The following is a 22,882-nucleotide window of genomic DNA, read 5'->3' as shown; positions in this document are numbered from 1 at the left end:
GATAGAAGAATGAATTGGAACTATTTTACCTTTGCTAAATCGCACGCAGGAAAAGTACGCCCTTATAACGAGGATGCTCTTTTAGATATGACAGAGCAGCATATTTGGGTTGTAGCCGATGGAATGGGTGGGCATAGTGCTGGCGACATAGCAAGCCAGATGCTAGTGGATAGAATCGCGCGCCATATGCAGGATGTCCCAAATACCAATATCGATGATATCCGGAGTGTGGTTCAAGCCGCGAATTTAGAAATTTATCAATACGCACAAAATCACTTAGACGGTAAAACGATGGGAACAACTCTCGTTTTGTTGTTTATCCAGGACGGGTATTACCACTGTCTTTGGGTCGGTGATAGCCGAATTTACCAGCTTAGAAATGGTCATTTTTCTCAAAAAACACGCGATCATAGTCAAGTTATGGATTTAGTCGAGCAAGGGTTATTGGCATTTGAAGATGCTGAGTCACATCCTCTCGCAAATGTTATTACCAGAGCTGTTGGGGTAGATGAGAGTATCACTATTGATCAAGTTTCAGGGCAGTTGGCTGATGGAGACCAATTTCTTCTGTGTAGTGATGGGCTTTCTAAAGAATTAACGAGTGATGAAATTCACCGGACATTGTATGCGGACTCAGTAAATCAAGCAGGATTAGCACTCATGCATTCGGCGTTAGTGAGGGGTGCAAGTGATAACGTTACTTGTGCGTTAGTCAAAGTTCGCCAAGCGCAGACGGAATTTGAAGCAGTAACGAGAGAAGACGCGACGATCCCCGTTTTTCTTAGAGGGAGGTCTTATGAATAGTGAGATGTTCGATTGGTATGAACAAGCGTTGGCTCCTATATCTCAAGAGAATCCCACAGGTGTTGATCCTAGAGAAGATGTCTCGCCACAGTCCGCTTATTACCGATTAAAAGATCAGCGTATGGCTGCGCGAAATGCAGAGCGCAATGCGCTTATAGAAGAAGAAAGCATTTATACCCACAGTAACTTATGGCGGGTATTTATTGAGGAAGTACCAGAGATACTTACAAATCAGTCTAAAGATTTGGAATTTGTTGCTTGGCTTATAGAAGCCCTAACTCGATTGCATGGTTTTCGTGGTATGGGCGTTGGGTACAAACTCGCAACCGAGTTCATCGAGAAGTTTTGGGATGCTCTCTATCCAATGCCTGATGAGGATGGCATTGAAACAAGAATATCGGCGATTACTGGCCTCAATGGTATCGATAGCGAAGGAACACTTATTTTCCCTATTGCTTGTATCCCGCTTACTGACGTAGGCGTTGAGCAAGCGTATGCCTACTGGGAATATCAGCAAGCTATTGAGTTGGAGCGTTTAGATGAAGATAAGCGCCGAAATCGAGTCGATCTTGGCGCTACAGAGCTATCTGATATTACAACTACAGTTAAATCTACCTCTGATGCCTTTTATCGTGAGCTAATCGCTGATCTGGAGTTCGCCACAGAGTCATTTAATGAATTCAGTCAGCGATTAGATGAAGCGGTAGGTGATGTCACTCCTAGCTCTTATATATCAAAAAGGCTTGAATCAATACACTCGGCATTAAAGCATCTCCTTGGAGAGCGTTTTAATCAACCACAAGCTGTGTTTGAAGAACTGGAGGAGGTGGATGAATCTTCTTCTTCGGAACAACAAGTGAGTTCACAAAGTTCTGATGCACTATTAGCGACAAACATGAAATCACGAGAGCAGGCGATTAGACAATTGCAGCTAGTGGCTGATTTCTTCAGAGAGAGTGAGCCTCACTCACCAGTTTCTTACTCCATCGAACAGATCATTCGTTGGTGTGGAATGCCTCTGCCGGAGTTACTGGCGGAACTTATCTCCGACGGAGATGCAAAGAAAAGCTACTTCCGTTTGGTTGGCATAGCAGAACAAAATGAAAATTAATAAAGGGAGAATGGTATGACGAGTATCCACTCGAAACTGTCACGAGTACGGAAGCCTCGTGTCCACATTACCTATGATGTTGAAACTGAAGGTACAACTCTTAAGAAAGAGCTACCTTTTGTTGTAGGTGTAATGGGTGACTTCGCTGGTCAAAACACTGAAGCGTTGAAGCCATTGAAAGACCGCCGTTTTATTCAGATCGATCGAGACAACTTCGATGATGTGCTCAAAAAGATGAACCCATCGGTTAAGTTCAAAGTTGCGAACAAGCTTGCGAACGACGATTCACAGTTTGAGGTGGATTTGAACTTTAAATCAATGCAAGACTTTGAGCCCGCTGCGATCGTAAATCAAGTTGATCCACTGCGCCAACTGATGGAAACGCGTAATAAACTGCGTGATTTGATGACAAAAGTTGACCGTTCTGAAGAGCTTGAAAACATCTTAGAGGATGTTTTGAACAACACAGACAATCTGGCAAAACTTGCGGGCGAGTTAGATCTTGGCAAGAAAGCGAAGTCAGACAGTACTGAAGGAGCGGAATAATGACGACTGAAGCTGAAAAGCAGTTAGATCCAACTGTTAATGAACAAACAACTTCATTTTTAGATCAAGCTATTGGTGCAACTAAGCAGACAGAAGCCTCTCGTGCTGAAGAGCTAATTAAAACGCTCACTGAAGAAGCGATGAAAGGGACGGTTACTTGGAACAAAAACCTAACGGTAACTTTTCGTGAAGCGATTAATTTACTTGATAAACAGATTTCTGATCAGTTGTCTGAAGTAATGCATCATCCTGAATTACAGAAACTTGAAGGTTCTTGGCGTGGTTTAAATTATCTAGTGATGAACTCAGAGACGAGCTCTACTCTGAAAATTCGCATGATGAGTATGACTAAGAAAGAGTTACATAAAGACTTGAGTAAAGCGGTTGAATTTGACCAAAGCCAGATCTTTAAGAAAGTTTACGAGTCTGAGTTTGGCAGTGCAGGTGGTGAACCTTATGGTGCATTAATTGGTGACTATGAGTTTACCAACCACCCAGAGGATATTGAGTCGCTGCGCCTAATGTCAAATGTAGCCGCTTCAGGCTTCTCCCCCTTCTTGTCCGCGGCCTCACCAGCACTATTTGGCTTTGATGAGTGGACTGAACTGTCAAAACCACGCGATCTAGACAAGGTCTTTGAGTCGCTAGAATACGCTCAATGGCGTTCGTTCCGTGAGAGTGCTGATTCACGTTTTGTTAGTCTGACTATGCCGAAAGTTCTGGCTCGTTTGCCATACGGACAAGCCACTGCTCCAGTTGAGGAATTTGGATTTGAAGAGTTCGAAGTAGATCCAGTGTCAGGTATTGCTGTCAATGCTGAGCATAATGACTACTGTTGGATGAACTCTTCGTATGTTCTTGGTGTTAAGTTAACAGACGCCTTCTCAAAATATGGATTCTGTACAGCTATCCGTGGTGCAGAAGGTGGTGGTCGAGTGGATAATTTGCCAACACATTTCTTCATGAGTGATGATGGCGATCCTGATATGAAGTGTCCAACAGAGATTGGTATTACCGACCGACGTGAGGCAGAGCTGGGTAAACTTGGTTTCTTACCGCTTTGTCACTACAAAAACACCAACTATGCGGTGTTCTTCGGTGCGCAAACCTGTCAAAAACCGGCGAACCACGAATCTCCAGAAGCAACGGCTAATGCGGCGATTTCAGCACGTCTACCTTACATGATGGCGACATCTCGTTTTGCGCATTATTTGAAGGTAATGGCTCGAGATAAAATCGGTAGCTTTATGGAAGCAGAAGACGTTGAGTCTTGGTTGAACCGCTGGATTCTAGGCTATGTAAATGCTTCAGAGGGTGGTGGTCAAGAGATCCGAGCGAAATACCCTCTAGCAGATGCTCGTGTCCAGGTTAAGGAAATCCCTGGCGCACCAGGTTCTTACAATGCTGTAGCATGGCTTAAGCCTTGGCTGCAAATGGAAGAATTGACGACATCTTTGCGACTTGTTGCAAAGATCCCTCAGTCGGGTGGATAAGAGATGAATTGGCTGGTCGTAAGGCCAGCCATACCAAATCGTTATGTTCTAGATGGAAATAGCAGTGTCACTTAACTTTCGCGATCCCAGTAAGCTAAAGCATGAATTCAGCACAGGAGGCTATGCTGAGCTTGATAGCCCGTGGTTGACTCGATTCAATGAATCTTCTGATCTTGTAGAGTCAGCTCGAATTTGGCTAGAAGGTACGCGTTCAAGAGATTTGGACAGTTTTCGTCATAGTGTGATGAACACGATAAACCGAATTGATGAGCTATTAGAATCTCAATTAAACGAAATAATACATCATCCTGAGTTTCAACAACTCGAAAGAGGTTGGATCGGCGTGAGGTATTTATGCGAACAGGTCGACACTCGCTCATCGGACTCCGTCAAAGTCAAGGTGTTGGCGGCAACATGGAATGAAGTCAGTAAAGATGCACTAAAAGCCATCGAGTTTGACCAATCAGCACTATTTAAGCTGCTCTATCAAAATGAATATGGCATGGCCGGGGGAGAACCCTTTGGCGTGGTAGTTGGCGATTATCAACTTCGTTGTGATGCGAGTAAAAATTATTTTGATAGAGATCTGTCTGTGCTCAGCAAGATCTCTCAGTCTGCAGCGGCAGCATTCAGCCCGTTCATTATGTCAGCATCGCCGGAGATGTTTGGTGTTGACAGTTTTTCACAGCTCTCTGCGATAAGAGATATTGCGGCCCAATTTGAACAGGCAGATTACGCAAAATGGCGCAGTTTGAGAGACAACGATGATACCAAATTTATTGGCCTGACTGCGCCGAATGTTTTATTCCGTCAGCCATATAAAAGTGATGGTTCGCGCAACGATCAGTTCGACTTTCAAGAGCATGTCTACGACTCTAATCGCGATTTGCTATGGGGGAGTAGCGCGTATTGTTTTGCGGCCGTATCAATTAGAGCGTTTCAGGAGCATGGGTGGTTTACGCACATGCGAGGCATTAAGCAAGGGGATTATAGTCAGGGTATTATCGTCGCTCCTACTAGGAACAAAATGCGCGTTAATGGCAAGAATGACCGTGAAAGATGCCCTTTAAACTTAAAGATCTCTGAGAGAAAAGAACAAGAGTTGTCTGAATGCGGTTTCATTTCTATTTCTCCTGTACCTGAAACCGATATGGTAGGAATGACCTCGAATGTATCTCTCTACAAGCCTAAGCAATATGCAGAAAAACACATTTCAACGAATGCAAAGCTCACGTCGATGTTGCAATACACGTTGTGTGTGTCGCGAGTCGCACATTATCTCAAGGTTATGGGGCGTGACAAGATTGGTGGGTATCAAGATGCAGAAAGCCTAGAGCGGGACTTTCAACGATGGTTGCATCAGTACACTACCGCGTCGGATGAAGCATCTGATGAACTTAGGGCGAAGTACCCCTTAAATGAAGCGAAAATTACGGTTCGAGAGAAAAGAGAAACTCCAGGACACTATTACTCTGTCATCCATTTGCGACCGCACTTCCAGCTCGATCAAATGGTATCTAGCATTAAATTAATTACTGAATTATCACCAGAGCACTTGGTGTAAGGAAATAACAATGACCCAATGGAAAAATGCTTTGTCCCAAGGCCAATTGCAACAAGCTCTAGAGCTATTAATTGATGAAATTAAAGCGGCGCCTAAAGATGCAAGCTTGAGAAGCTCGTTCATTGAGCTGCTTTGCATTGATGGAGACTTCGAGCGTGCGGATGAGCAACTTATGCAATCGATCAAATTGTTTCCTGAGTATCTACCTGGTGCAAGTCAGTTGCGACATTTAGTGAAAGCGGCCCAGGCTAGAAAAGATTTTATCGACGGTGCGGCTAGTGCCAAGGTATTAGATGACGAGGAATTCACTAAAGAGCTTGTTCGCTTTAACCTCGCTCTCAAAAATCAAGACTATGCAGAAGCGTCACACCTAGCGCATAGCATTGAAGAGCATCGTACTATTAAAGGCTTTAACATAAACGGTACAAACTATGAAGATGCTAGGGATATTGATGATCGTTTAGGTGGTTACATTGAACTGTTTTCCACCGCGGGTAACTATTTTCTTGTTCCAATTTCTAGCATTCAAGCGCTAGAAATAAAAGCACCTACCTCTTTATTAGAAAGTATTTGGCGACCTGTAGAGTTTGATATTGACGGACTTGGCGAAGGAGAAGGCCATATGCCATTGACCTATGTTGACTCAGAAACTGACGCACAAAAGCTAGGTCGAGAAACAGATTGGAAACAGCTTGGTGAGCAAGAATCCTTCGTGGGTTTAGGCCAAAAATGTTGGCTAGTTGGTGATTCAGCCCTCCCAATCTGTGACTTGACTACATTGTTAGAATCGAAACAAATAGCGTAACAAGAACATGTCTTTAACCGTTTCTCTGCTGGACAAATTGATGGATAGTGATCCTTCAACTAGAGATGAAAAAGATTTCCCTACGAGCCAACAACAGATGTTGAACAGCTTGCTTAGAGATCTGGAGTCTATGTTAAATAGTCGTATCGGATGGAAAAACATTCCTGATGACCTTTTAGAGGTTCGCTATTCAATATTGAATTATGGTCTGCCAGATTTTTCCTCGATGCCTTATAGCAGCCAAGAGGGGCAGAATCAGCTCTGTGACATTGTTCATGATGCAATTAAAGAGTTCGAGCCGAGGTTAAGGAATCCTTATGTCCAGATTTCGGACGAGAAAAACGCTATTGATAGGGTGTTGAGGTTACAAATCAGCGCCACTTGCTTAATTGATAACAGCATTCATGAAGTGCGATTCAATTCTGAAGTAGAGCCGGTAAATTTAGGTATGAAACTGAGTAGAGCGAAATGAGTGAAGAGTTTCTCAAATACTATAATCGCGAGTTAGCTTATTTACGTCACAAAGGACAAGAGTTTGGGGAGCAGTATCCTAAGATCGCCGCGAGGCTCCGTATCAGTGAGGAGCAGGTTGACGATCCACATGTAGAAAGATTGCTAGAAGGCTGTGCATTTCTAACGGCAAGGATTAGACAAAGTTTAGACAATAGTTATCCTCAGTTCACTGAATCTTTGATGGGGCAGTTATATCCGGATTTTCACGCACCAATTCCATCAATGTCCGTCATTAAGATGAACTGCTCTAGCTCCACTTCCTCTTTTTTTGACGTAGAAGAAGGTGAGCGAGTCGTTATCGGTGCTCCTGGATACCACGAATGCGAGTTTAGAACCTGTTATCCGGTCAGAATGTACCCTGTTGATGTGACCTCTGGCGCTTTCAAAAACGCACCGCTTAAATCGGTGGGCTCCCAATGGGAAAGCCATGCTCATTCAGTTTTGAAAATCCAGCTCACCGCCCAAGATGAAGAGACATCTCTGAGTGACATGGGATTAGAACGGTTGCGCTTTTATTTAAACGGGCAATCTCAGTTGACGTTTAAACTTTACCAAATGCTATTTCAAAATCTAATTGGTTTATCTGTCGTTGCGGGTGGCAAAGAAGTTCGTGCTTTAACGAAAAGGCATCTTATTGAAGTGGGATTTTCAGAAGATGAGAAGGTTGTTCCATACAGTAAGAGAAGCTTTTCGGGAGCAAGATTAATTGTTGAGTATCTGCACTTTCCTGAGAAGTTCATGTTCTTTGATATCACTGAACTTGGATTATCAGAGCTAGCTCTTGGAGAGCAAGCTGAACTGTATTTTTACTTTGATACCGATGATGATTGGCTTCCTAAGCAAGTGGATGAAGAGAGCTTGATGGTTGGTTGTGTGCCAGTCGTCAACTTATTTAAAAGTGTTATGGAGCCCAAGCGTATTCTACCAACCGAGTACGATTACCACTTATCACCGCAATACCAGGAAGCCGAGAGTAACGAGGTTGTCTCTATTTCTGACGTAACATTGAGAAACTGGAACAAAACGTATCACAACCTGCCATGTTATCACGCTGGTGAGCACACGCATTATATAAACGCCAGTGAAATTTATTGGTTGATGAGACGTGAGGATAAAAACTGGGCTGGTGGATACGATGAGCCGGGCAGGGAAACTTACATTTCTTTTGTTGATAAAAGGCATCAATTGTTCAGTCCAGAGAGCCGAGAAAACTGGTTAATGTACGTTGAAGCGGAGTGCTGCAATCGTAATTTAGCGCAGAAGCTTCCATTTGGAGGCGGTCTTCCAAAAGTCTCTTTGCCGGAAGTAAATGACAACTTCGAGTCAGTTCGTTGTTTAGTTTCTATATCAGAAACCCTCCGGCCAGAAATGGATGAAAGTACACGATGGCAGTTAACTAAGCTTCTAACTTTAAACCACTTTACCGAAGAAGATGGATTAACAACTTTGAAGCAAACTCTGAATCTCTATGCATTTTCTGGGACCGCAGAAACGAAAGCGGTAATTGATGCTTTAGCGAAGTTAGAGTTCGAGCCGACTACCGGCAGAGTAAGTCAGAAAGGTAAAGTTGGTTTTGCGCACGGTATAAAAATCATTTTGACGGTTTCTGATCAAATTTTACCTAAAGAGCAAATCTTCCTCCTAGGTAGTGTTTTATCCGTTTACTTTGCACAATATGCTGAAATTAACATTTTTACGCAGCTAGAAATAAGACTTAAGTCAACGGGAAAACCCTTCCACTTATGGCCTGCATTAACTGGCGATAAGGTGTTGCTATGATCGCGGAGCAATTTTATCGAGATCTAAAGCAACATCCGTTGTTTGAAGCAATTCACCTTATCGAACACGAGATCTTGCAAGCCGAGGCACAAATAGGGACAGATGCTCTACCTAAGCATGAAAAACTAAACCTAAAGGTCAACCCATCGTTAGGTTTTGAAAATGCGCAGCTTTGCGATCTGAAACATATTGATAGCCACAAGCTAGCACTAGAAACTAATCTGATAGGCCTAACGGGTGAGCAGGGGGTGCTTCCTCAGCACTACAGCGAGTTAGCTTTGCATCGTCAAAAAGAAGGCGATACAGCAATGGTGGACTTCTACGATATTTTTAACCATCGTTTACTGTCTCTTTACTATCGATGCTGGCAACTAAGTCAATTGACCGTTCAGTCTCGTGCTCATGCACAGGGATTACGTTCACCTTTAGAAGATTGTAAGTCGGCATTAACTGGCCAGGGTAGTTCGTTGTCCCTGCATTATGGTGGTGTTTTTGCTTCACCGACGAGAAGCAAAGCTGGACTAAAAAGTGTTCTTGAATGTTTATCTGGATGCCAAGTAAAGATTCATGAGTTTCAAGGGCAGTGGCTACATCTTGCAAAAGAAGAGCAAACACGTCTTTCATCTCGAACTATGCCTGAAGGGCAGTTTGCTCAACTTGGTTCCGGAGCATCCTTAGGCTCGAAAGCTTGGAATATAAACGCAGGAACAACGATCGAGTTTCTGCCAAAGCACAAAGATCTGGTTAGTAAATTACTGCCTAACCATCCAAATGTAGAAATTATTAAACGTGCGGCTTATGAATTTATTGGTAAGCATAAGCAAGTGAAATGGCAGCTCACCACCAAACATAGTTTATTACCTCAAGTTTGTTTATCAAAAAAACATGGTCAGTTGGGTGTTGGTTCTGTACTTAAAAAACATAAACGCACAAAAGATCGAACCATAACAATTACTATTTAAAGGAAACATAATGGCTTCACTCTCACTTTCAGCGTTGGTCGAAAGATTGTCTCCTCAGGCTAAGGAAACACTTGAACAAGCAGCTGCGATGGCAAGCTCTCGAACCCATCACAGTATTGAAATATCTCACTGGTTAATGACGATTATTCAACACCCTGCCGATATTTACTCGGAAGTTTTCGACGAATTTGATGTCGATAAAATCAAGGTTGAAACTGATCTTCAAAAGACACTTGAAAAATACAAAACGGGATGTCAATCGGTCCCAGGTCTTTCAGCTCACACAGTGACTGTGATGCAAAATGCTTTGCTATCGGCAACGATTGAATTCAATCAGGAGCAGTTGGATTGCATTCATCTTTTATTTGCCTACTTGTCCGATAATACGTTAGTCAACATGGCTGGTTCGATTAGCCCTGAGCTAAACAAGATAGAACCATCTCGGTTATTGAACTTTAAAGAAAGTAATACGCGTCAATCAGGATCGAATGACCTAGGGAAATCAAACGCGAACTCTGCGCTGAATCAATTTACAACAGATCTTACTGAGCAGGCTAGGGAAGGTAAGATAGATCCGGTTATTGGTAGAGACAATGAAATCCGTTTAATGATCGACATCTTATTAAGACGTCGACAAAACAACCCGATTCTAACTGGTGAAGCTGGCGTTGGAAAAACAGCCGTTGTTGAAGGCTTGGCGCAAAAGATTATCGATGGCGATGTACCTCCTGCTCTACAAAATGTAGCGATTAAGTCTTTGGATCTGGCGTTATTGCAAGCTGGTGCTGGCATGAAAGGTGAGTTTGAAAACAGACTTAAAAACCTTGTGAAAGAAGTTAACGACGCACCACAACCCATTATTTTGTTTATCGATGAAGCACATGGTCTGATTGGTGGTGGGGGACAAGCAGGACAAGGTGATGCAGCGAATATTCTAAAGCCAGCGTTAGCGAGAGGTGAACTCAGAACGATCGCAGCAACAACTTGGGCAGAATATAAAAAGTATTTTGAAAAAGACGCGGCTCTTACCAGACGCTTTCAAGTAGTGAAGGTCGACGAGCCAGCGCCTGAGCTTGCGGTCGAGATGTTACGTGGTTTACTTGATGTAATGGCACAACACCATGACGTCCACATCACTAGCCAGGCTCTCAATGCTGCCGTTCAACTCTCAGCTCGATACATTAATGGCCGACAACTGCCAGATAAGGCTGTGTCTGTTTTAGACACAGCCTGCTCGCGAGTCGCGTTAAGTCAATCGTCTACACCGGGAGGTCTAGATGCGAAAAGGAATAAACTAAAAGCTAAGCAAGCTGAGTATGAGCACCTAAGCCAAGAAAGTCAGCTAGGTGCACCTCTTGATATGCAGTTGCAAGATGTCAGAAAAGAGATTGATGTTCTATCTAGTGAAATAGTTGAACTAGAGATGCTGTGGGAGAAAGAAAAAGAGTGGGTAAGTGAAGCTAAGTCACTTAGAGCTCAAATAATCAAGGAGGGTTCTGAGACTGCTAAGGACAAGTTACAGGAGCTCGAAAGTAGCCTCTCCGCTAACTCGCAGCCATTAGTATTTTCGCATGTCAATGAAGCGCTTATTGCAGAAGTAATTTCAGATTGGACCGGGATACCACTGGGCAAACTTCAGGATGATGAAATCCAAGCTGTACTGAGTTTGAAAGAGAGTTTGTGTAAACGAGTTGTCGGACAGGATCACGCTTTGGAAGTCATGTCTGAAGTGATAAAAACTGCCAGTGCACAGCTCACGGATGAGACACGACCAAATGGTGTATTTCTTCTCACGGGACCAAGTGGAGTGGGTAAAACTGAGTCTGCTTTAGCTATTGCAGAGAAAGTGTACGGCAGTGAAGAGAATGTCACAACTATCAATATGTCCGAGTTTAAAGAAGAGCACAAAGTTTCCTTATTATTAGGCTCGCCTCCAGGTTATGTTGGGTATGGCGAAGGTGGCGTACTTACTGAAGCCGTCAGACGCAAACCTTATAGTGTGATTCTTTTGGATGAAATGGAAAAAGCGCACCCTGGAGTTCAAGATATTTTTTATCAGGTATTCGATAAAGGCTCAATTAAAGATGGTGAAGGTCGCGATATAGATTTTAAAAACACTATTATTATTATGACCGCGAATACAGGGACCGAAACGACGATGTCTTTGTATTCTGATCCTGATTTGTATCCAGAACCTTCAGCACTAAAAGATGCTTTGCGTGACGATTTGTTGGTTGACTTTAAACCTGCATTTTTAGGACGTGTTAATGTATTACCTTATTTGCCTCTATCAAGAGAAATATTGATAGAAATAACAAAATTAAAATTAGCCAAAGTTACGAATCGCATTCGTAAAAATTACGGCGCTGACCTATTTTTTGATGAAGAACTAATTAATGATATTGTAGACAATAGTAATGAGTCTGGGAGTGGTGCGCGTGTGGTACAAACAACCATAGAAAATACATTGCTTCCGAAGATTTCTCATGAAATATTGCATGCAATTCTTAATGATAAGACGTTTGATGAAATTATTGTTAAAGGTACAACTAGTGGACTTGATGTCTCAATAGTTTAACATCCTTTACACTCTCAATAATAATTGGGAGTTGGTTCATATTAACTATTATTTTTTATAAAAAACGCTTAAATTAAATCTTATTTAAAGATATAACAGGGCGTATTTAAAATGAAGTTTTTGATACATTAATCACTAATTATCACCAAACGTCAGATAATTAAATTACTACGATATATGTCAATTAATAATGCTATAGGAGATTAGCATGCAGTCTAATACGTATCTTAAATACGCAGATATTAAGGGTGAGGCAACAGCCGAGCAATACAAAGATTTGATTACACTACTATCTGTAGATTGGAGTGTAGGTCGTGAGATCTCATCATACACTGGTACAGCGATGGACCGTGAAGCGAGCGCTACTCGTCTATATGATTTGACTATCACTAAACTTCAAGACCGTTCTTCTCCTGACTTATTTAAAGAAGCGACAATTGGTAAAGGTAAACCTGCGGTTTTCCATATTACTAAGCAGGGTGAGAAAGTTGAAGAAATCATGAAGATCGAACTGACTGATGCGATGATTTCTAACTACTCAGTTTCTATTCAGGATGATCGTCCAGTTGAAACCATCACTATTTCTTACACTGAAATGATGATGACAGTGACTCCTACTGACGATAAAAACAACACTTCTGCGCCATTGGTTTACGGCTACAGCGGTGTTAAAGGTCAACAAATGTAATTTTTATGCGGGGGGATATTCCCCCGCATTTTTTGAAAGAAGTATTTAATGAAAAGAGCAACTCAAGATAACAATTTCATCCGAATTTCCTCTCCATTCGGAAAAGATGCCATCATACTAAACTCATTTGAGTATAGAGAAGAGATCTCAGAACTTTTTTCATTGCGTGCTAAAGCTTACTTTAATGATCAACGAAGTGAGTTAAACGAAATAATTGGTAAAGAAGTAACAATTATCCTTGAAAATAGTGAGGATGTTTCTTCAAAACCTCGTTATATACATGGTTATGTATCTGCTGCAAGATTGGAAGGGCAACGAGTTTCTAATGCTCATAATGGTGAGAATTATAAAAATATAGAGTTATTAATAGAGCCTAAATTACGTTTCGCCGATTATAGAAAAAATTGCAGAATATTTCAGCATAAAGATATAAAAGAAATTATCTCCGAAGTACTCTCGGAGCATAGTGTCGCCTTTAGTTTTGAGTTAACTAAGTCGTACCCTAAATACACATACAAAGTGCAATATGAAGAGTCAGACCTTGAATTTGTCCGACGCTTATTGTCAGAAGAAGGGCTATCGTTCTGTTTCACACACACTAAGTCTGTCCACACGCTTAAGATTTTTGACGACATCAGTTTCTATAAGCCGGGTACAGAGTTTTTAGTCGATTTTGATACAGGTACGGCTAAGTCTAGTCATATTTCTTCTTGGCATGAAACCCAAGTTTTGACGACTAAAGCAAGCCAAAAGTCTGGCTATAACATGCTTAAGCCTTCGTCTAATCCTAAAAATACTGCCAAGGGTGAAAGTGATTTTTTTACCGTGCCTGAAAGCGAGTATTTTGAATACATGGGTGAAACGGAAAGTGATGACCAATACGCACTTAGAAACACGCACGCTATAGAAGCACTACAGCAAAACGCATATCTGTGCCGTGGCGAGGCAACGTGTCGAACGTTCAGTGTGGGAAAGTGCTTTAAGTTTAAAAAGCATGAAGATAAGTCTCGAGTCGGCAAAGAATACGTACTGTCCTCCGTTTTTTTATCTGCGGCTGTTTATAATCAGACTGGTCAAGGTGGCACTGCTGCGCAAGGTGTTAAAGTATCATTTAGTTGTGTTGACTCAAAAACAATCCTTCGCCCTTCAGTGAACTATCCGAAACCTCAGATGAAAGGTTTGCAAACCGCAGTGGTAACGGGAAACAAAGATGGCGAAATTTACATAGACAAACACGGTCGTATTAAAGTTCAGTTTCACTGGGATCGTGTTGGTAAATACGATGTAAACAGCTCATGTTGGATTCGTGTTGCGCAAAATATCGCGGGTAACGGATGGGGCTCGGTGTTTCATCCTAGAGTAGGACAAGAGGTCATCGTCGAGTTTGTCAATGGCGATCCTGACCAGCCAATTGTTACGGGGTCACTGTACAATGGTAGTCAACTCCCTCCCTACACGTTACCAGAGCAAAGCTCTCAAAGTGGTTATAAATCGCGTTCTGTACAAAAAGGCACATCTAATTTTAATGAGTTGCGCTTTGATGACAAACCCGGTGAAGAACACATCTATCTTCATGCCGAAAAACTTTTCCAAATGCTAGTTGAAGACTGTGTTGATATTGCCGTTGAAAACAGTAAAACCGAAAAAGTGACGAACGATGTCAATCAAGAGATTGGCAAGAATGCGACCTTGAAAGTAGGTAAAAACTTTTCTAATGAAACGGGTGAAGTGTTGTCTTTTAATGCAGGAAAGAGTATCGAGATCAAAGTCGGTGGCGCTTCGATTCAGATGTCTAGTTCCGGAGAAATCAACATCAAAGGCAATAAAATATCTATTAACGGCTCTGCTATCGCTCTTAAAGCTGGGCAAATTTCATTGAACTAAGGTGATTTAAAGTGGGTAAACCAGCCGCGATATTGGGCAGCTTTCATCTTTGTCCTAAAAAAACAGGAAAAATTCCTCATGTAGGTGGCCCCGTCGTAGTTGGCTCGCCAAACGTGACAATTGGCGGCATTCCAGCGGCTAGGCAGGGAGATAAGCTTATATGTATAGGTCCTCCGGATAGCATCTCAGCAGGCTCTTCTAGCGTTACAATCAACGGTAAGCCAGCTGCAAGGCTCGGGGATTCAACGTCTCATGGTGGTAAAATTCTGTCTGGCATGCCTACGGTTTTAATCGGAGGCTAGATGCCACTCGCATTTCAAACTCATCTTCTTGCTATTAATGGCAGGCCATACACTGTTCGTGAGATAGCTAACGAATGTTTTAGATTGCCCGCAGAAACACCAAGATCCTATCCTGATCAATCACTGTATGAGCAGATATTAAATCTTGTGCGCTCTAAGCGCGAGATACTGGAGCAAAGTGATATCAAAGGGAATATCTGCGTTCTTTTACCGTCTTCGGTAGATAAAAGCTTGCTTAAGGCATTGATAAACGAGTTTTCTCTTATCCTTGGTAACTCTGCCAATAGAGAAATTTATTTTTATCCTTATGGTCAAGCGGCGTTTTTGATGGCGCTAAATCGGATAAACCGTGAAGTTAACGAAACACAAGCAACTTGGATACTGGCTATAGAAATTGCTCGCGATGCAGAAGAGCATGCCAAATCTCAAAACTCGATCATTTTGACGAAGTGCTTTTTTCAACACTCCGGCCTTGTTACTGATGATGTTAGAATTGATTTAGATACCAAACAACAAAGCATTGCTGTCGATAAAGTGTTTAAACAACTTGGAGTAGGGTGTGATCACTCACTTAGTGAGTTGCATTTATCCGTTGATGGAGATGAGCCTCGATGGTTAAATGCTATGCAATTCTTGTCTCCCTGGGTGACCGATCAAACTCAGTATCAATTTATTGATGTTAAACTAGGAGGGCTGGGCGCATGCGGAGGTGTTCTAAAAGTGTTAATGATTGAGGAGCATCAAAGAAGCAGCCTCAACTCAGACTTCCACGTTTTGCAAGCTGATATCGAGCCAGATGGTTATACGGTGGGAGTTCTATACAATTGGCATAACGAGTAGTTCTTGAGCTAGTTTGTCCCTTCTAAACGTTGGTTTTTAATGGTTTAAATGTGACGGTTTTTTTATTCGAGACCATCGCTTAATGTTGCTTAAAAGGTGTTTATACAACGTTCTTCTCGCTTTCCGGTGAAATAGTGAACCATAGAACATAAACTACATGAAAAGCTGTTCGACTCAAGATATCCTAACCCAAATTAAATATATTGAGCTTTGGTTTGTGCCAGATTCAGCCAGTCGCGTAATACTCTGATGTTTACACGGCTGAAATTCGGATTCTTGCAGAAGCAAACCTGGCTTAAAGATTTGGCAGAAAGTGAATTCGAATGAAGTTTATCCACACCTCAGATTGGCATCTTGGTCGACAATTCCACAATGTATCACTACTCGAAGATCAACAAGCAGTACTCGAACAACTGATTAACTATATTGAACACAACCCCGTCGATGCCGTTGTAGTGGCGGGAGATATTTATGACCGTTCGGTGCCACCAACGGTTGCAATAGAACTGCTAAATCGAGTCGTGAAGCGTATTTGTACTGAACTGAAAACACCGATGATATTGATATCTGGCAACCATGATGGTGCAGAACGATTAGGTTTTGGCTCAGAGCAAATGAAAAATGCAGGCCTTCATATTGTTAGTAACTTTGAAGATATGCTAACTCCCATCATCATAAAAACGGACTCTGCGGGTGAGGTAGCGTTTTATGGCATGCCTTATAACGACCCTGAACAGGTCAGATTTGCCTACAAAACCTCGGTATCAACTCATGATGAGGCACATCAACTGCTTGTAGAGCAAATAAGAGAGCATTTCATTTCAGAGCAAAGGCGTGTTCTCGTTAGCCACTGTTTTGTTGATGGTGCTATTGAGTCTGACTCTGAACGACCACTATCTATTGGTGGCTCTGATCGCGTAAGTCATGAGCATTTCTTAGATTTCGACTACGTCGCACTTGGTCATTTACATCAGCCTCAGAAGAAAGGCGCAGAGCATATCCGTTATTCTGGTTCACTTATGAAGTATAGTTTTGGTGAACAGAACCAGAAGAAAGGCTTCACGTTAGTCGAACTAGACAAGAAAGGATTTGTCTCTGCTAAACATATTGAGCTAATTGCCCCTCATGAAATGCGCATTGTTGAGGGAGAGCTAGATAAAGTCATAGAGCAGGGCAAGACTGACCCTAAAAATGAAGATTATTTGTTAGTTCGTTTGATGGATAAACATGCGATTTTAAATCCAATGGAAAAGCTTCGTTCGGTGTATCCAAACGTTTTACATCTTGAGAAACCGGGTATGTTAATTGGGGTAGAGCAGGAAATGGCGCAAGCAAAGTTGGCCCGAAGCGAAATTGATATGTTCCGAGACTTTTTTATTGAGGCACAAGATAGTCAATTATCCCAAGAGCAAGAACAAGCCGTTACTGACATTATTAAGCAATTATCACAGCAATAGGGACCAAAGATGAAACCAATTAAACTTACCATGCAAGCCTTTGGTCCGTTTGCAAAAACCGAAGTCATTGACTTTGAAAAGCTTGGCCGTAACCCTCTGTTTTTGATTAATGGTCCTACAGGCTCAGGTAAAACGTCGATCTTAGATGCCATTTGCTTTGCCCTTTACGGTGAAACTACCGGTAATGAGCGGCAAGGCATCCAGATGCGATGTGACTTATCGGCGCAAGACTTACCAACCGAAGTCGTTCTAGAATTTTCGTTACATGGCAAACAATACCGAGTTGTGCGATCTCCAGAGCAGGAAGCGCCCAAAGCGCGTGGTGAAGGGATGACGGTAAAAAAGCACACTGCGGCTCTTTATGAACTCGGCGAGACCGAAAAGCTCATCACTAGCAAGACGACTCAAGTTAAAACAGAAGTGAGCAATATTATTGGTTTGAATGAAACGCAATTTCGCCAAGTAATGGTATTGCCTCAAGGAAAATTCCGGGAGCTGTTGCTTGCTAGTTCTAAAGAGCGCGAAGAAATTTTTGGTCAGCTCTTTCAAACGGACATATATAAAAAAATTGAGTACGCGCTCAAAGATAAAGCGAGCGCAATCAGTAAAGCGAAAGATGAATTTGATAATCAAATTCGAGGCGCTTTACAAGTTGCAGGAGTGAGTTCAGAGCAGGAATTATTACACCAGCTTGAACAAGCAACTGAGCAGCTAGAGGTCGATAGAAAGAAAGAACAAGCTTCGTTAGATAAGCTAAATGTTGCTAAATCTGAATTGCAAAAAGCGGAAACTATTAATGGAGAGTTTTCGAAACGAGAGCAAGCAGAAAACGCACTCAAGCTGCATCTAGAACACTCAGACTCGATAAAAGTTCGTCAACAGCAATTAGAAAATGCTAAAAATGCCAATAAGATAGAATTACCCTACGTCTCATTACAAAATGCAAAAACTCAAACTCAAGAGCTCAGACAAAAAATCGTAGCTTTGAAAGAGAGCCTTGATAAAGCCAATGCTGTTACGAAAGAAAAAGAAAACTTGCAGCAAAGTGCAAAAGAAGCCGCGGCAAAAGTCCCACAGTTAACGCAACTGCAGTATCAACTTGAAAGCATGAAAGACAAGTTGGTTGAAAAAGCCAACTTGGAAAGAAAAATAACGGCAGGTCATCAACAAAAGCAACAATTTGAAGCAACGTTAAAACAGTACATAGAGCTGAAAGACAAGTTGGCGTTTCAGGCGCAACAGGGCCAGAAAGATCTAGAGCAAGCCCGAGTAGATGTTGCGCTTGTTGGCAGCATCGATGCGGAAATAAAACAAAAACAACGACTACTACAGGATCTACAAAAGCTGCATGGTCTTACTTTGGAGCTCTCTAAACTCACGGCGTTAACCGTAAGCAAGCAGCAGTCATTACAGGAGGCCAGTCAGCGCTATATGCAGTGTCAACAAGCCGCTGATACGATAGAGCTTAAGTGGCACAACGCTCAAGCGGCAGTATTAGCGCAGCGACTAAAGGCAGGTGAAGCATGTCCGGTATGTGGCAGCCAAGCGCATCCTAACCCTGCGACGTTTGTTGAAGAAGTCGTTACAAAAGAGCAAGTTCAGGCTGCCAGAGTGAAAGAAAGAGAAGCTCAAGCATCATTGAACCAGCTAAGTAATCAGCTAGAGCAACATAACGTTGTTATTAGTCAGTATCAGAATCAATGTAACCAGTTGAAAGAAGAGCTTGGTGAGCATGCAGCATCTGAGATCTCAACGGTTCAAACTGAGTTGCAGGCGCTTAATGATCAACTTCTACGTCTACAATCTATTGATATTGAAAAGCTAGAAAAGAACGTTGAACAGCTTAATCAACGCTGCTTAGTGGGTGAAAATAAAATTCATGAGCTGCAGAATCAAATGGCGGCAAATGAATCAACCGTTCAAGCAAACCAAGAACAATTGACTCAATTACAAGCTTCCATTGATCCGAAATACAGTTCCGTTGATGCGCTTGAGCGTGACATTTCGCTCACAAAAGAGCAAATTCTGACCTTGAATACAGGTTTAGAAAAGGCACAAAACGCTTTGCAGCAAGCGGTATTAGCGCAATCGAATGCTGAAAGTCAGTTAGTGACGAACAAGCAGTGGCTATCTGAGTCAGAACAAAAGCTTAGCCAAGCAGAATTAGCGTGGAATGAGGCGTTACAGGCGAGTAAATTTGAGGATGAAAGCAGTTATCTAAATAGCAGAGTGACAGATGATGAGCTTCAAGTGTGGCAGAAAGAAATAGACAACTTCAAACAGGCACAAACCAAGCTTGAACAAACACTACATGATTTAAACCATGCATTGAAAGCGCTTGAAAGACCGGACTTGGATTCGCTTAACGACAGCTTAACCACTCTGCAGGCGCAGTATATTGAAGTAAGGAATCAGCTCGATACCACGCGCTCAACCTTTGAGCGAATTGAAAAAGTTCGTAAAGATATTGCTACGCTGCATGAGAAAAATAGCAAGTTAGAAGAAGAGTACAAAGTGTTTGGTACGTTATACGACGTTGCCAGCGGTAAAACAGGCAGCAGGGTTAGCCTGCATCGCTTTGTTCTTGGTGTACTGTTGGATGATGTATTGATTCAGGCCTCTCAACGTTTAAGCCTCATGAGTAAAGGGCGCTATATCCTTGCTCGAAAAACAGAGGGCTTCAAAGGCGCTGCGGGTCGCGGCTTAGATTTAATGGTTGAAGATGGCTACACAGGAAAAACACGTGATGTTGCGACACTTTCCGGTGGTGAATCGTTTATGGCAGCGCTCGCTTTGGCGCTTGGCTTGTCGGATGTTGTGCAATCCTATAGTGGTGGTATCCGTTTAGACACTTTATTCATTGATGAGGGGTTCGGTAGTTTAGACCCAGAATCTTTGGATCTCGCGATTCAAACGCTAGTGGATTTACAACAGACTGGACGCATGATCGGTGTTATTTCTCACGTTTCTGAGTTAAAAGAACAAATGGCGCAGAGGATTGATGTTGAACCATCAAGAGTCGGTTCGACAGTATCGGTCAAATCTCAATGTAGCTTCGCTGTCTAATTCAGTTGCTATCACAAAACCCAAAGCCCCTATCTAGGGGCTTTCTTACTTAATCGCTACTGTTCGCAAAAGTGGCCTTCTTTTGGCGACTGGGTAATCGCATACTCACCATCTAGGTTGCGATAAACAACTGTATTCCAAATAGAGCCATCATCCAATTCAAACTCAATGGCATAGTTGACGCCGCTAACGATTTGCGCGTGAACGTTCAGTATTTGTTTGAACGACGCTATTGTGTCCATTCTTTTCAAAACAAAAGCCATTGCCTTTTGTGCATCAGGGGTAGCATTAAACTCATTCCACCCACCTGGCATGTTTCCTTGTGTATTACATACATCTGCCGAGGTTGTTAATTGTGTCGCTTGGCTTGGGTTTTCCTGCTGGCAACCTGCAAGCAATACCAAAAGTGCACAAACTGACACTGTTTTTAATTTCATAACAATAACCTCTGTCTATATCGCGACGTATTATAGGAGGGGGATATGACAGCGTATGTCTATATTGTGCAAAGTTTCTATATGCATACGGTTAAATGCTGACAAAATAGACAAGTATGACCAACTTGTAAGTAAAACATAAAACAATATTGTTAGGGAATTGCTGACATAACGAGGTTTTGGTGTTCAGCATACTATTGACAATGAAGAACTGTGATGTCTAGCTACGTACCTTTGGGACAGTGGTGCGACTTAGTGATCGATTTGCTACCTTCTACAGTAAAATCAATCACTAAATCAAATTTAGGTGTTGTATGAAATCGCTAAAAACATTATTACTTTTATCACTTGTTACTTTATTTGGCTGTACCTCTAAACCTGATGGGGTGGAGCCAGTTAACAATTTTGATTTAGAGCCTTATCTAGGCAAGTGGTATGAAATCGCACGGCTCGATCATTCGTTTGAGCGTGGTCTATCCAACGTTACGGCCGATTATCGGCTTCGCGAGGATGGTGGGGTTAAGGTGACAAACCGCGGATATTCAGAAGAAGATCAACAGTGGTCCGAAGCTGAAGGTAAAGCTTATTTTGTTGAAGACGAAACGGTTGCGCACTTAAAAGTCTCCTTTTTTGGGCCAATCTATTCTTCTTACATTGTGTTTGAGCTAGGTGAAAACTATGACTATGCGTTTGTCTCTGGTTACAACCACGATTACTTGTGGCTATTGTCTAGAACACCCAACGTTGATGAGAAAATCCTGGAGCGTTTTAAGCAGGTTGCTAAAGAGAAAGGTTTCGCGTTAGATGAGCTAATTCTCGTTGATCAAGAGAGTGGACGACAGTTTTAAGTTCATCAATGTGACTTCTAAAATCAACAGAAGCGAAGTTTCTGTCTCGCGGTTTTGAGTTTTGCTTGGAATATTTTTGTTACCTTGTAACCTCATGTGGTCAAAAATATAGCCCCATCATTTGTGATTACTCGTGATGGGGCTTATATAAATTTGAGTGAGCGTCGAAAGGTAGATCTATCGACAAACGGTTATGGTTTACTTAATCAAACGAACGATCAGAGAGCCAGGCGCCCGAATAGATTCCACATTGTGGCTGAGCACTGTACCACTTGTAGGGGCGGTGTAGCGCTCAACTTCAGTGCCAAAGCTGTCGTATTGAATCGCAACCAGTTGGCCTTGCTCGACAAAATCCATCAAACCGACATGAGGTAGTACAAAGCCGCCATGTGTCGCTTTCACACTGACGATCTCGTTTCCTTCCAAGCATGAAGTGATAGGCTCTATCTCACCTTCTACGACGTTATGCTGCTTCAACACATTTAAAATGCCTGATACGGTTCGACTAATGAGTTTTTGCTCTGTGTAGCGCCCCATACCCACTTCAACCGTAATGCTTGGGACACCATGGTTATTCCAAACTGTTTCAAGGACGCCAGCATCTCCAGGATCATTTAAAATCGCATCAGGATTAATGAGACGAGCCATTTCTAATGATTGCTCAATTCGGAAGTCTGCAAACACGTATAGTGGATAGGCCGCACCACTGGTTTGAGTGTGAAGGTCAATGGCTAAATCAGCATTTGGCTTGAGCAGATCATTCCACAATGCATATAAGTAGCGTTGTGCCTCATTGCCATTTTGGTCACCAGGGAAAAAACGGTTTAAGTTTGCAGGAGACGCATCCGGGTCTGCGGAATAGAAATCGCGGCTGTGGTTTAGCATACCTGGCATGTTAATGGTTGGAACAATAGTGACAGTACCAGCGACTTCAGTGCCAATGAGTTCTCTAGCGGTCTTCTGCGCTGCTAACACACCATTATATTCATCACCATGAACCCCTGCGGTGATCATGATTTTCTTGCCAGGTTTTTCACCTTTGAATACCAAAACAGGAAGATGTTGCCACTGAGAGAGCGCGTTGGTCGCGATGCGGAACCAAAAGTTATGCTCACCCGGACCTAGGTCTGCTACATTGAGAGATTGAATCACTTGATGACCTTGAATCATGTCATCGAGAAGTTGTGTTGCCATTAAAGTTACCA

Annotated in this window: 19 protein-coding genes; 17 read left to right on the top strand and 2 right to left on the bottom strand. The window is 42.4% G+C overall.

The genetic code is table 11. The features are described 5' to 3' along the window. Window positions 1-9 precede the first annotated feature (9 nt). The 16 genes from FKN08_RS08275 (at window position 10) to FKN08_RS08200 (ending at window position 20,392) form a co-directional block, all read left to right on the top strand. On the top strand, window positions 10-804 hold the full coding sequence (locus FKN08_RS08275; protein ID WP_170891771.1) for a protein phosphatase 2C domain-containing protein: 795 nt from the start codon (window positions 10-12) through the stop codon (window positions 802-804). After that, window positions 797-1,915, top strand: a complete 1,119-nt coding sequence (gene tssA, locus FKN08_RS08270) for a type VI secretion system protein TssA (RefSeq protein WP_170891770.1) — start codon at window positions 797-799, stop codon at window positions 1,913-1,915. The genes FKN08_RS08275 and tssA overlap by 8 nt, the downstream gene beginning before the upstream one ends. A gap of 15 nt (window positions 1,916-1,930) precedes the next feature. Further along, window positions 1,931-2,461, top strand: coding sequence for a type VI secretion system contractile sheath small subunit (gene tssB / locus FKN08_RS08265; RefSeq protein WP_005396385.1), 531 nt, complete (start codon window positions 1,931-1,933; stop codon window positions 2,459-2,461). Beyond that, window positions 2,461-3,954 (top strand): type VI secretion system contractile sheath large subunit, encoded by a 1,494-nt coding sequence (gene tssC / locus FKN08_RS08260; protein WP_005396386.1) that lies wholly within the window; start codon window positions 2,461-2,463, stop codon window positions 3,952-3,954. Before tssB ends, tssC (FKN08_RS08260) begins: the two co-directional genes overlap by 1 nt. Window positions 3,955-4,006: 52 nt before the next feature. Further along, a complete protein-coding gene (gene tssC, locus FKN08_RS08255; RefSeq protein WP_085343743.1) occupies window positions 4,007-5,518 on the top strand; it encodes a type VI secretion system contractile sheath large subunit in 1,512 nt (503 codons plus the stop codon). A 10-nt stretch (window positions 5,519-5,528) separates the two neighbouring features. Then, complete coding sequence (locus FKN08_RS08250; protein ID WP_170891768.1) at window positions 5,529-6,323, top strand: type VI secretion system accessory protein TagJ; 795 nt, start codon at window positions 5,529-5,531, stop codon at window positions 6,321-6,323. A gap of 7 nt (window positions 6,324-6,330) precedes the next feature. Further along, entirely contained in the window at window positions 6,331-6,795 is a 465-nt protein-coding gene (gene tssE / locus FKN08_RS08245; protein ID WP_012842186.1) for a type VI secretion system baseplate subunit TssE, read from the top strand. Then, a complete protein-coding gene (gene tssF / locus FKN08_RS08240) occupies window positions 6,792-8,615 on the top strand; it encodes a type VI secretion system baseplate subunit TssF (protein ID WP_170891767.1) in 1,824 nt (607 codons plus the stop codon). Before tssE ends, tssF begins: the two co-directional genes overlap by 4 nt. Beyond that, on the top strand, window positions 8,612-9,577 hold the full coding sequence (gene tssG / locus FKN08_RS08235) for a type VI secretion system baseplate subunit TssG (RefSeq protein WP_046875360.1): 966 nt from the start codon (window positions 8,612-8,614) through the stop codon (window positions 9,575-9,577). The genes tssF and tssG overlap by 4 nt, the downstream gene beginning before the upstream one ends. A 10-nt stretch (window positions 9,578-9,587) precedes the next feature. Continuing rightward, the gene (gene tssH, locus FKN08_RS08230; RefSeq protein WP_170891765.1) at window positions 9,588-12,155 is read left to right on the top strand and encodes a type VI secretion system ATPase TssH; all 2,568 of its coding nucleotides are present in this window, start codon (window positions 9,588-9,590) and stop codon (window positions 12,153-12,155) included. A gap of 208 nt (window positions 12,156-12,363) precedes the next feature. Continuing rightward, window positions 12,364-12,843: a type VI secretion system tube protein Hcp gene (locus FKN08_RS08225; RefSeq protein ID WP_005375967.1), complete on the top strand. Its 480-nt coding sequence runs from the start codon at window positions 12,364-12,366 to the stop codon at window positions 12,841-12,843. 48 nt (window positions 12,844-12,891) lie between these two features. Continuing rightward, complete coding sequence (tssI, locus tag FKN08_RS08220; protein ID WP_104973741.1) at window positions 12,892-14,727, top strand: type VI secretion system tip protein TssI/VgrG; 1,836 nt, start codon at window positions 12,892-12,894, stop codon at window positions 14,725-14,727. 11 nt (window positions 14,728-14,738) lie between these two features. Further along, window positions 14,739-15,029, top strand: coding sequence for a PAAR domain-containing protein (locus FKN08_RS08215; protein ID WP_139059995.1), 291 nt, complete (start codon window positions 14,739-14,741; stop codon window positions 15,027-15,029). Further along, window positions 15,030-15,869: an NAD/NADP transhydrogenase subunit beta gene (locus FKN08_RS08210; protein WP_170891763.1), complete on the top strand. Its 840-nt coding sequence runs from the start codon at window positions 15,030-15,032 to the stop codon at window positions 15,867-15,869. Between the two features lie 323 nt (window positions 15,870-16,192). Beyond that, window positions 16,193-17,326, top strand: a complete 1,134-nt coding sequence (locus FKN08_RS08205) for an exonuclease SbcCD subunit D (protein ID WP_012842192.1) — start codon at window positions 16,193-16,195, stop codon at window positions 17,324-17,326. Window positions 17,327-17,335: 9 nt separating this feature from the next. Further along, window positions 17,336-20,392 (top strand): SMC family ATPase, encoded by a 3,057-nt coding sequence (locus FKN08_RS08200; RefSeq protein ID WP_170891762.1) that lies wholly within the window; start codon window positions 17,336-17,338, stop codon window positions 20,390-20,392. 56 nt (window positions 20,393-20,448) lie between these two features. On the opposite strand, the gene FKN08_RS08195 is transcribed toward FKN08_RS08200, so the two are convergent. Beyond that, on the bottom strand, window positions 20,449-20,829 hold the full coding sequence (locus FKN08_RS08195; protein WP_005396397.1) for a cystatin domain-containing protein: 381 nt from the start codon (window positions 20,827-20,829) through the stop codon (window positions 20,449-20,451). Between the two features lie 314 nt (window positions 20,830-21,143). Here FKN08_RS08195 and FKN08_RS08190 point away from each other — a divergent pair, with 314 nt between their 5' ends. Continuing rightward, window positions 21,144-21,677, top strand: coding sequence for a lipocalin family protein (locus FKN08_RS08190; protein WP_104970757.1), 534 nt, complete (start codon window positions 21,144-21,146; stop codon window positions 21,675-21,677). 198 nt (window positions 21,678-21,875) lie between these two features. Here FKN08_RS08190 and FKN08_RS08185 read toward each other — a convergent pair whose 3' ends face one another. Next, window positions 21,876-22,871, bottom strand: coding sequence for a succinylglutamate desuccinylase/aspartoacylase family protein (locus FKN08_RS08185; RefSeq protein WP_170891760.1), 996 nt, complete (start codon window positions 22,869-22,871; stop codon window positions 21,876-21,878). Window positions 22,872-22,882 lie beyond the last annotated feature (11 nt).

Source organism: Vibrio sp. 1-2 (7-a) (assembly GCF_013048515.1).
Lineage (GTDB): Bacteria > Pseudomonadota > Gammaproteobacteria > Enterobacterales > Vibrionaceae > Vibrio > Vibrio diabolicus.
This window is presented reverse-complemented; position numbering and strand designations above follow the sequence as displayed.